Annotated in this window: 9 protein-coding genes; 8 read left to right on the top strand and 1 reads right to left on the bottom strand. The window is 70.7% G+C overall.

Annotated features, from left to right (window positions below; all coding sequences use genetic code 11):
- From ACFU7D_RS26070 to ACFU7D_RS26100, 7 genes are all read left to right on the top strand, one after another.
- The coding region (locus ACFU7D_RS26070; RefSeq protein WP_378872883.1) for a glycine cleavage T C-terminal barrel domain-containing protein at positions 1–1,994 on the top strand (1,994 nt) is incomplete at its 5' end.
- Between the two features lie 4 nt (positions 1,995–1,998).
- The gene (locus tag ACFU7D_RS26075; protein ID WP_378872885.1) at positions 1,999–2,619 is read left to right on the top strand and encodes a sarcosine oxidase subunit gamma; all 621 of its coding nucleotides are present in this window, start codon (positions 1,999–2,001) and stop codon (positions 2,617–2,619) included.
- Positions 2,619–3,992, top strand: a complete 1,374-nt coding sequence (locus ACFU7D_RS26080; RefSeq protein ID WP_378725744.1) for an L-serine ammonia-lyase — start codon at positions 2,619–2,621, stop codon at positions 3,990–3,992. Before ACFU7D_RS26075 ends, ACFU7D_RS26080 begins: the two co-directional genes overlap by 1 nt.
- A gap of 24 nt (positions 3,993–4,016) precedes the next feature.
- Positions 4,017–4,871 carry a bifunctional methylenetetrahydrofolate dehydrogenase/methenyltetrahydrofolate cyclohydrolase gene (locus tag ACFU7D_RS26085; protein ID WP_378872888.1) on the top strand — a complete coding sequence of 285 codons (855 nt, stop codon included), beginning with the start codon at positions 4,017–4,019 and terminating at the stop codon, positions 4,869–4,871.
- On the top strand, positions 4,868–5,752 hold the full coding sequence (gene folP, locus ACFU7D_RS26090; RefSeq protein ID WP_378872890.1) for a dihydropteroate synthase: 885 nt from the start codon (positions 4,868–4,870) through the stop codon (positions 5,750–5,752). The genes ACFU7D_RS26085 and folP overlap by 4 nt, the downstream gene beginning before the upstream one ends.
- Positions 5,749–6,603, top strand: coding sequence for a methylenetetrahydrofolate reductase (locus tag ACFU7D_RS26095; RefSeq protein ID WP_378725737.1), 855 nt, complete (start codon positions 5,749–5,751; stop codon positions 6,601–6,603). Before folP ends, ACFU7D_RS26095 begins: the two co-directional genes overlap by 4 nt.
- Positions 6,600–7,919, top strand: coding sequence for a bifunctional folylpolyglutamate synthase/dihydrofolate synthase (locus tag ACFU7D_RS26100; RefSeq protein ID WP_378872892.1), 1,320 nt, complete (start codon positions 6,600–6,602; stop codon positions 7,917–7,919). The genes ACFU7D_RS26095 and ACFU7D_RS26100 overlap by 4 nt, the downstream gene beginning before the upstream one ends.
- Before the next feature lie 179 nt (positions 7,920–8,098).
- On the opposite strand, the gene fdhA is transcribed toward ACFU7D_RS26100, so the two are convergent.
- Complete coding sequence (gene fdhA / locus ACFU7D_RS26105; protein ID WP_378725733.1) at positions 8,099–9,310, bottom strand: formaldehyde dehydrogenase, glutathione-independent; 1,212 nt, start codon at positions 9,308–9,310, stop codon at positions 8,099–8,101.
- A 239-nt stretch (positions 9,311–9,549) separates the two neighbouring features.
- Between fdhA and ACFU7D_RS26110 the strand changes: the two genes are divergently transcribed.
- Positions 9,550–10,332, top strand: coding sequence for an IclR family transcriptional regulator (locus tag ACFU7D_RS26110; protein ID WP_378872894.1), 783 nt, complete (start codon positions 9,550–9,552; stop codon positions 10,330–10,332).
- Positions 10,333–10,392 lie beyond the last annotated feature (60 nt).

Here is a 10,392-nt window from a genome sequence, read left to right on the forward strand (position 1 = left end):
CCGCCGGAGTCACCGTGGCGGCCGTCGTCGACGCCCGCGCCGAGCGGTCCGATGCCGCCCGTCGAGCCGAGGAGGCCGGCATCGAGGTCGTCCTCGGCGCAGCCGTCCTCGACACCGCCGGCGAGCCGCGGGTCACCGCCGCGACGGTGTCCGCCATCGACGCCGGTGGCGCCGCGGTCGGTGAGCGGCGAGACATCGCCTGCGACGTCGTCGCCGTCGCCGGTGGCTGGAGCCCGGTCGTCCACCTGCACAGCCAGCGGCAGGGCAAGGTCCGCTGGGACGAGGACCTGGCCGGGTTCGTCCCCGACGGCGAGGTCGCCGGCCAGCAGATCGTGGGATCGGCCCGTGGCAGCTACACCCTCGACGCGTGCCTCGCCGAAGGACGGCATGCCGCGGCGACGGCGCTGCTCGCCACGGGCTTCGTCAGCGAGGCCCCGGCCGGGCCGCTCCCGGCAGCGACCGGTGACGGCACGACCCGCGCGCTGTGGCTCGCCGCCGAGGACGGTGTCCCGCTGGACGACCTGGTCGACCACTTCGTCGACTTCCAGCGCGACCAGACCGTGCACGACGTGCTCCGGGCGACCGGCGCCGGCATGCGCAGCGTCGAGCACATCAAGCGCTACACCTCCATCAGCACCGCCAACGACCAGGGCAAGACCTCAGGGGTCAACGCCATCGGGGTCATCGCGGCTGCCCTCAACGACGGGCGCAGCCCCGGTGAGATCGGCACGACGACGTACCGGGCGCCGTACGCTCCGATCCCGTTCGTCGCGCTCGCCGGTCGCGAGCGGGGCGACCTGTTCGACCCCGCCCGGCTGACCTCGATCCACCCCTGGCACGTCGCGCAGGGTGCCGAGATGGAGATCGTGGGCCAGTGGCTGCGGCCCTGGTACTACCCGCAGGACGGCGAGTCCCTGGACGAGGCCGTGCTCCGGGAGTGCGCCGCGGTCCGCGAGTCCGTCGGCATGATGGACGCGACCACCCTGGGCAAGATCGAGGTGTGGGGGAGCGAGGCCGGTGAGTTCCTCAACCGGATCTACACCAACGCCTTCAAGAAGCTCGCCCCCGGATCCGCCCGCTACGGCGTCATGTGCACGCCCGACGGGATGATGTTCGACGACGGGGTCACGCTCCGTATCGACGAGGGCCGCTACTTCATGACGACGACCACCGGCGGCGCCGCCAAGGTCCTCGACTGGCTCGAGGAGTGGCACCAGACCGAGTGGCCGACCCTGGACGTCAGCTTCACCTCGGTCACCGAGCAGTGGTCCACCGTCGCCGTCGTCGGCCCGAAGTCCCGCGAGGTGATCGCCCGGATCGCCCCGGACCTCGATGTCAGCAACGACGCGTTCGGTTTCATGACGTTCCGCGAGACGACGCTCGCCTCGGGGATCCCGGCGCGGGTGTGCCGGATCTCCTTCTCCGGAGAGCTCGCCTTCGAGGTCAACGTCGAGACCTGGTTCGGTCAGCAGGTGTGGGAGGAGATCCACGCCGCAGGCCAGGACTGGGCCATCACCCCCTACGGCACCGAGACCATGCACGTGCTCCGCGCCGAGAAGGGCTACCCGATCGTCGGTCAGGACACCGACGGCACGGTCACGCCCCAGGACGCGGGCATGGAGTGGATCGTCTCCAAGGCGAAGGACTTCGTCGGCAAGCGGTCCTACAGCCGGGCCGACACGTCCCGCACCGACCGCAAGCACCTCGTCTCGGTGCTGCCCGTCGACAAGAGCTTCAGGCTGCCCGAGGGCACCCAGCTGGTCGAGGCAGGTACGCCGATCACCCCTGCCGACGGACCGGTCCCGATGCTCGGGCACGTGACCTCGAGCTACCACAGCGCCGCGCTCGGACGCTCGTTCGCGCTGGCACTCATCAAGGACGGTCGCAACCGCATCGGCCAGACCCTCGTCGCGCCGGTCGGAGACCGACTGGTCGACGTCGTCGTTGCCGAAACCGTCCTCTATGACCCGGAAGGAAACCGCCGCGATGGTTGAGACCATGATCGAACCGATCGACAAGAAGACCTGGGATCTGCGCGTCAGCCCAGCCCAGCACCTGCACGGCGACTTCCTCGTCGCCGGTGTCACCGGAGCCTTCGGGGTCCGGGTGCGCGAGGAGCAGTTCCTCACCATGGTGGGCCTGCGGGTGCCGGTCGGCTCGGCCGACCGGGACCGCCTGGCCCAGATCCTCGGCGCCGAGCTCCCCGCCCGATGCGGTGAGGTCGCCACCGGCCACGACGTGGTCGTGCTGTGGCTCTCGCCCGACGAGTACCTGGTCATCTCGCAGAGCGTGGCCGGCTCCACCTTGGTCTCCTACCTGCGCGCGGGCGTCTCCGAGGGCGCTGCCGCGGTCGTCGACCTCTCGGCCAACCGCACCACCCTCCGGCTCGAAGGCCCCTCGGCGCAGGCGGTCCTCGAGAAGGGCTGCCCGCTCGACCTGCACCCGAGGACCTTCGCCACCGGCACGGCGGTCGCCACCAACATCGGTCGTGTCCCGGTCCTGCTGTGGAAGGTGGGCACCGACTCCTACCGGATCCTGCCGCGGGCCTCGTTCGCCGACTACCTGGGTCGCTGGCTGATCGACGCCATGGCCGAGTTCAAGCTGCTGGGATCCGGCTGATGGCACTGAGCGTGTTCGACATGTTCTCCGTCGGCATCGGGCCGTCGTCCTCTCATACGGTCGGCCCGATGCGGGCGGCGGTGCAGTTCACCGACGCTCTCAAGGCGGGTTCGCTCCTGGACGCCGTCGCCCGGGTCGAGGTGGAGCTGTTCGGCTCCCTCGGTGCCACCGGCCACGGGCACGGCTCCGACAAGGCGGTCATCCTCGGTCTCGAGGGCAACCGACCCGAGACGGTCGACACGGACAACGCCGACGCTCGGGTGGCCGAGGTCCGAGCCACCCGGCGGCTGAGGCTCGCCGGTGCCCGAGACATCGAGCTCGACGCCGACGACGTCGTCATGCATCGCACCCGCACCCTCCCCGCCCACCCGAACGGCATGGTCTTCCGGGCCTTCGGTGCCACGGGGGAGGTGCTCCAGGAGAGCACCTACTACTCGGTCGGCGGCGGCTTCGTCGTGGACGAGGCCGCCGCCGGCGCCGACCGGATCGTCGAGGACGCGACCCCGATCCCGTACCCGTTCACCACCGGCGCGGAGATGCTCGCGGTCTGCGCCGAGTCGGGCAAGGGGATCAGCGACGTCATGATGGCCAACGAGCTGGCGTGGCGTACGGAGGAGGAGGTACGCACCGAGCTGCTGCACATCTGGTCGGTCATGCAGGAGTGCGTGCACAACGGCTGCACCCGCGTCGAGCCCACGCTCCCCGGCGGGCTGAAGGTCCCTCGCCGAGCCCCCGGCCTGTACGCCCACCTGCACGCCTCCACGGACGAGACCGACCCGCTCCGGGCGATGGACTGGGTCAACCTCTTCGCGCTGGCCGTCAACGAGGAGAACGCCTCGGGCGGCCGGATCGTGACCGCCCCGACCAACGGCGCCGCGGGCATCGTCCCGGCCGTGCTCCACTACTACGAGAAGTTCGTGCCCAGCGCCGACGAGGACGGGATCGTGAGGTTCCTGCTCGCCGCCGCTGCGATCGGGATCCTGTTCAAGATCAACGCGTCGATCTCCGGTGCCGAGGTCGGCTGCCAGGGCGAGGTCGGCTCGGCCTGCGCGATGGCCGCCGGCGCCTTGTGCGAGGTGCTGGGCGGCACCCCGGAGCAGGTCGAGAACGCGGCCGAGATCGGGATCGAGCACAACCTCGGGCTCACCTGCGACCCCGTCGGCGGGCTCGTGCAGATCCCCTGCATCGAGCGCAACGCCATCGCCAGCAACAAGGCCATCAACGCCGCCCGCATCGCCGCCCGGGGCGACGGCAGCCACCGGGTCTCCCTCGACGCCGCGATCAAGACGATGCGTGAGACCGGGGCCGACATGAAGATCAAGTACAAGGAGACCTCCCGCGGAGGCCTCGCCGTCAACGTCATCGAATGCTGACGGTCCCGCGAGAAGGAGAAGTGGATGACCACCACCGCAGCAAGGATCGACGGCAAGCGCGTCGCCGCTGATCTGAAGGCCGGGCTCGCCGTGCGGGTGAAGGCACTGCACGAGGCCGGGATCGACCCCGGTCTCGGGACGATCCTCGTCGGCGACGACCCCGGCTCCCACTCCTACGTCGCGGGCAAGCACCGCGACTGTGCGGAGGTCGGCATCGCCTCGCTCCGGATCGAGCTCCCCGCCAGTGCCTCGCAGGCCGAGATCGAGGCCGCGGTGCGGCAGCTCAACGACGACCCGGCCTGCACCGGCTTCATCGTCCAGCTGCCGCTGCCGCCCCACGTCGACACCCACCGGGTCCTGGAGCTCATCGACCCGGACAAGGACGCCGACGGTCTCCACCCCACGAACCTCGGCAAGCTCGTGCTCGGCACCCCGGCGCCGCTGCCGTGCACGCCGCGCGGGATCATCGAGCTGCTGCGGCAGCACGACGTGCCGATCACCGGCCAGCGGTTCTGCATCATCGGCTGCGGCCTGACCGTCGGCAGGCCCCTCGGCCTCATGCTCACCCGACCTTCCGAGCACGCCACCGTCACGCTGTGCAACATCGAGACCCGTGACGTCGCCGCCCATGCCCGGGCCTCGGACGTCATCGTCGCTGCCGCGGGCGTCGCCCATCTGGTCAAGCCCGACTGGGTCAGCCCGGGGGCCACCGTCCTCTCCGTCGGCATCACCCGCACCATCGAGGGCATCCTCGGCGACGTCGACCCGAACGTGGACGTCGTCGCCGGGAAGATGACCGGCGCCACCGGTGGCGTCGGGCCGATGACCCGCGCCATGCTGCTGACCAACATCGTCGAGATCGCCGAGGCGCTGCCATGACCGCCACGCAGCTCTCGACCGACGCCGCTCCGCGCTGTCAGGTGATGGGCATCATCAACGTCACCCCCGACTCCTTCTCCGACGGGGGAAGGTTCCTCGAGGTCGACGCCGCGGTACGCCGGGGGTTCGAGCTCATGCGTGACGGCGCCGACCTCCTCGACGTCGGCGGCGAGTCCACCCGTCCCGGCGCCCGGCGGGTCAGCGAGGCCGACGAGCTCGCCCGCGTGGTCCCGGTGGTCGAGGCGCTGACCCGGGGCGGCTTCCCGGTCTCGGTCGACACCATGCGCGCCTCGGTCGCCCAGCGCGCCGTCGAGGCCGGTGCCGTCATCGTCAACGACGTCTCCGGCGGCCTCGCCGACCCCGGGATGCTGCCGTTCCTCGCCGAGGCGGAGGTCACCTGCGTACTCATGCACTGGCGGGCGCACTCCACCCGGATGGACGACTTCTGCTTCTACGACTCGGTGGTCGACGACGTCTGCGCCGAGCTGCGTGACCGGGTCGACTCCGCACTCGACGCAGGCGTACGTCCCGAGCGCATCATCCTCGACCCCGGCCTGGGGTTCGCGAAGACCGCCGCCCAGTCCTGGGAGCTGCTCTCGGCGCTCCCGACGCTGCGAGCTCTCGGACTCCCACTCCTCGTCGGAGCCTCCCGCAAGCGGTTCCTCGCCGAGACGGCGGCGTACGGACGGCGTGAACCGGACGTCCCGGCCGACCGGGACGAGGCATCGGACGCTGTCGCGGCCATCGCCGCGGCGGAAGGCGCCTGGGGAGTACGCGTCCACTCGGTCTCCGGTGCCGCGGCCGCCTCCCGGGTGGCAGCACGGCTGCGTGGACCGAGGGTGGCAGCGGATCTGGTCGGGGCCCGGGCAGCGAAGCGATGAGCCGTCGCTCGGACGCCGCGGTCGTACGCCGCCTCCTGCTCGAGGCTCGCTACGAGGTCCTGCCCACCGCGAAGATCGAGGAGGTCGTCACCACCTCCCTCCCCGCCGGCCGGACCGTCACCGTGACCGCCTCCCCGGCGAAGGGCCTGGAGGCGACCGTGGACCTCTCGGTCCGGCTCGCCGGGCACGGGTACGACGTCGTGCCCCACCTCGCTGCGCGGATGGTCTCGAGCCGGGCCGAGCTCGCCGAGATCACCGGCCGGCTGACGGCGGCCGGCATCGAGAAGGTCTTCGTACCCGCCGGCGACGCGGAGCGACCGGGTGAGTTCCCCGGCGCGCTGGAGCTGCTCGAGGCGCTCGTCGACCTCGGCGACCCGTTCCGCCACGTCGGCGTCGCCGGCTATCCGGAGGACCATCCGACGATCATCCACGACCGCCTGGTCCAGGCGATGTGGGACAAGCGCCACCACGCGACCGAGATCGTCAGCAACCTCACCTTCGACCCCGGCGCCCTCACCGACTGGGTACGCCGCGTGCGCGCCCGAGGCGTCACGACCCCGATCCTGGTCGGGCTGCCCGGCCCGGTCGAGCGCGCCAAGCTCCTCACCATGGCGACCAAGATCGGGGTGGGGGAGTCGACGAGGTTCCTCGCCAAGAACAAGGGCGTGTTCGCGCGCATCGCCGCGCCCGGCGGGTTCTCGCCGGAGCGGTTCCTCACCCGGGCGGCCCGGGAGCTGGACGGGCCGGAGGCGGCGGTGTCCGGCCTGCATCTGTTCACCTTCAACCAGGTCGCCGAGACCGAGGCCTGGCGCCGCGACCTGCTGACCCGACTGGGCGGAGACCCACAGTGACGACCACCGACCTCGACCTCGACGTCACCGAGGTGGAGCAGCGGCTCCTCGCCCGCTGGCCCGAGACCAGGATCGCCCCGTCCCTCGAGCGCATCCGGGCGGTGACGGATGCGCTCGGCCGGCCGCAGCACGGCTACCGGTCGATCCACATCACCGGCACCAACGGCAAGACGAGCACCGCTCGGATGGTGGAGGCGATCCTGCTCGAGCTGGGCTCGAGGGTCGGCAGGTTCACCAGTCCGCATCTCGCCGACATCCGGGAGCGGATCAGCATCGGCGGCCGGCCCATCTCGCCCGACGGCTTCGTCCGGGCCTACCGGGAAGTCGCATCGGCCGCCGAGGCCGTGGACCGCGAGAGTCCCACGCCGCTGTCGTTCTTCGAGATGACCGTCGCGATGGCCTACCAGGCGTTCTCGACCGCGGCGATCGACGTCGCGGCGGTGGAGGTCGGCATGGGCGGCATGTGGGACGCGACCAACGTCATCGACGCCCCCGTCGCCGCGATCCTCCCCGTCGGCCTCGACCACGTCGACCATCTGGGCCCGACCAGGCTCGACATCGCCGCGGAGAAGGCCGGGATCATCAAGCCCGGAGCGCTGGCCGTGACGGCCAGGCAGACCCCCGAGGTGGAGCAGCTCCTGCGGGCGCACGCCGACGCGCATCTCGCCAGGCTCATGGTCGAGGGGCGCGACTTCGGGCTGAGCGGCCGGCGAGCGTCCGGCGCGGGCCAGATCATCTCGGTGAACGGCCTCGCGGGTCACTACTCCGAGGTCCCGCTGTCGCTGCACGGGCGCCATCAGGCGCACAACGCCCTGCTCGCCATCGCGAGCGTCGAAGCCCTCCTGGGGGACGTGATCCCCCTCGATGCGCTGCGTCGGGCGCTGGGTTCGGCCCGGTCGCCGGGACGGCTGGAGGTGCTGCCGGGAACCCCCGCCGTGATCCTCGACGCCGCCCACAACCCCGACGGCGCCCGGGCCCTGGCGGCCGGCCTCTCCGACCTCGGCCCGCGACCGACCGTCGCCGTGCTCGCCGCGATGGGCGACAAGGACCTCGCCGGCATGCTCGCCGCGCTCGAACCCGTGGTGACCACGATGATCTGCACCCGGAACAGCAGCCCGAGATCGCTCTCGGCCCGCGACACCGCCGCCGTGGCGCGCCGGGTCCTGGGCAAGGATCGGGTCGTGGAGATCGAGGACCTCTCCGACGCTCTCGTCGAGGCGACCAGCGCGGCCACGGCTCTCCCCGAGGAGGCCCGGGTGCTGGTCACCGGCTCCGTCGTCACCGTGGGAGAGGCACGCCGCCTCCTGGGTCTCTGACTGCGCTGCCCGCTGGTCGGGCCACCGCTGGTCGAGCCACCGCTGGTCGAGCCGCTGGAGCCGCTAGGCGGAAGCGTGTCGAGACCAACACAGTCCCCTTCGCGCTCGAGTCGACTGTGTTGGTCTCGACACGGAGTCGCTCGTTCCTCACGACTCCGGCTCGACCAGCGGGTGGCGGCTCAGCGCACCATGCCGTGCGGGTCGATGACGTACTTGGTCGCCGCGCCCTTGTCGAACGCGGCGTAGCTCTCCGGAGCCTCGTCGAGGCTGATGGCCTTGGCGTTGACGGCGTCGGCGATGTGGGCCTTGTCGGCGAGGATCAGGTTCATCAGCTGGCGGTTGTACTGCTTGACCGGGCACTGACCGGTCACGAAGGTGTGCGACTTGGCCCAGCCGAGGCCGAGCCGTACGCCGATCTGCCCCTGCTTGGCGGCGTCGTCGACGGCGCCCGGGTCGCCGGTGACGTACAGGCCGGGGATGCCGAGGGAGGCACCCGCACGCGCGACGTCCATGATGTCGTTGAGGACGGTCGCAGGCTGCTCGGCGGCGTCGCGGCCGTGGCCACGGGCCTCGAACCCGACCGCGTCGATCGCCGCATCCACCTCCGGCTCGCCGAGGATGTCGGCGATGATGTCGGCCAGCGCGTCGCCGGAGGACAGGTCCGCGGTCTCGCAGCCGAAGCTCGCGGCCTGCTTGAGCCGGTCCGCGTTCATGTCGCCGACGATGACGGTCGCGGCCCCGAGCAGCTGGGCCGAGTACGCCGCGGCGAGCCCGACCGGGCCGGCACCCGCCACGTAGACGGTCGACCCCGTGGTGACACCCGCGGTGTAGGCGCCGTGGTAGCCGGTCGGGAAGATGTCGGAGAGCATCGTCAGGTCGAGGATCTTCTCCAGCGCCTGGTCCCGGTCGGGGAACTTCAGCAGGTTGAAGTCGGCGAACGGCACCATGACGTACTCCGCCTGGCCACCGACCCAGCCGCCCATGTCGACGTAGCCGTACGCCGCGCCGGCCCGCGCCGGGTTCACGTTGAGGCAGATGCCGGTCTTGCCCTCGTTGCACATGCGACAACGGCCGCAGGCGATGTTGAACGGGACCGAGCAGATGTCTCCGACCTCGTGGAAGAGGACGTCGTCGCCGATCTCGACGATCTCGCCGGTGATCTCGTGGCCGAGCGTCTGACCCACGGGTGCGGTCGTCCGGCCGCGCACCATGTGCTGGTCGCTGCCGCAGATGTTGGTGGTCACGAGCTTGAGGATCACCGCGTGCGGCGCGGCGCGCTTGATGCCCAGGCCGCTGACAACGTCCTGGGGGAGCTCCAGCTTCGGGTACTCGATGGACTCGACGGCCACCTCGCCCGGCCCCTTGTAGACGACGACTCTGTTGTCTGCCATGGCGTCTCTTCTTCCTGCCCCCGGATGGGGGCGTCCGGCGTGATCAGGTTGCAGGGATGTTTCTCATAGCGAAACAAGAGCGCTATATGAAACAAACTAAACCGTCGACGGTGCCCGCATCAAGACCCTGGTCCGATCGATTTCGGTCCCCGCGTCGAAGTGTCCGGGCGCGCGTGCCGCGCTCGACCGGCAGCAGGCGGCGGCAGGGAGAATCTGCGATGAAGGCATACTGTTTCAGCATGAGCAACACGAGCGAAACACGGAGTACGACCGTTCACTCGGTTGACCGGGCCATCTCCATCCTCCAGGTGCTCGCCCGCCGGGGGGCTGTCGGCGTCACGCCGATCTCCGAGGAGCTGGGGGTGCACAAGTCCACGGTCTTCCGGTTGCTGGCGACGCTCGAGGCTCGTGGGCTGGTGGAGCAGAACAGCAGTCGAGGGCATTATCAGCTCGGTTATGGCGTCATCCAGCTGGCTGCCGGCGCGACCCGCAAGCACGACATCTCCGTCACGAGCCGGCCGATCTGCATGGCGCTGGCGGATGCGGTCGGCGAGACGGTCAACATCGTCATCAACGATGGCGAGGAGGCCATCACCATCGACCAGGTGATCGGGAGTGCCGAGATCACCTCGGTGAACTGGGTCGGTCAGCGAAGCCCCTTGCACACGACCGCGTCCGGCAAGGTCTTCTTGGCGAACATGTCGCCCGAGGACCGTCGGCGGATCTTCGCGGGCGGCCTGGAGCGCTACACCGAGGAGACGGTGGTCGACCCCGAGAAGGTCGAGGCGCAGCTCGCCGAGGTCCGCGAGCTGGGATATGCCTTCTCGGTCGACGAGCACGAGATCGGTCTGACGGGGGTGGCCGCGCCGATCCGTTCGCTGGGCGGCGGGGTGATCGCTGCGGTGGTGGCGTCGGGGCCGTCGTTCCGCATCACCGCCGAGAAGGCGCCCGAGCTGGCCGAGCATGTGCTCGCGGCAGCGGCGGCGATCTCCGAGCGGAACGGCTTCCCCAAGGCCGAGTGATCCGTGCCCGCCGAGGCGAAGGCTCGGCACGTCGGAGGGGCCCGCATGCCTGGTGCATGC

The sequence above is a fragment of the Nocardioides sp. NPDC057577 genome (assembly GCF_042801335.1).
Lineage (GTDB): Bacteria > Actinomycetota > Actinomycetes > Propionibacteriales > Nocardioidaceae > Nocardioides.

Excerpts from the sequence above, each read along its gene's own strand:
- ACFU7D_RS26075 (WP_378872885.1), top strand. The coding sequence starts at position 1,999 with ATGATCGAACCGATCGACAAGAAGACCTGGGATCTGCGCGTCAGCCCA.
- ACFU7D_RS26080 (WP_378725744.1), top strand. The coding sequence starts at position 2,619 with ATGGCACTGAGCGTGTTCGACATGTTCTCCGTCGGCATCGGGCCGTCG.
- ACFU7D_RS26085 (WP_378872888.1), top strand. The coding sequence starts at position 4,017 with ATGACCACCACCGCAGCAAGGATCGACGGCAAGCGCGTCGCCGCTGAT.
- folP (WP_378872890.1), top strand. The coding sequence starts at position 4,868 with ATGACCGCCACGCAGCTCTCGACCGACGCCGCTCCGCGCTGTCAGGTG.
- ACFU7D_RS26095 (WP_378725737.1), top strand. The coding sequence starts at position 5,749 with ATGAGCCGTCGCTCGGACGCCGCGGTCGTACGCCGCCTCCTGCTCGAG.
- fdhA (WP_378725733.1), bottom strand. The coding sequence starts at position 9,310 with ATGGCAGACAACAGAGTCGTCGTCTACAAGGGGCCGGGCGAGGTGGCC.
- ACFU7D_RS26110 (WP_378872894.1), top strand. The coding sequence starts at position 9,550 with ATGAGCAACACGAGCGAAACACGGAGTACGACCGTTCACTCGGTTGAC.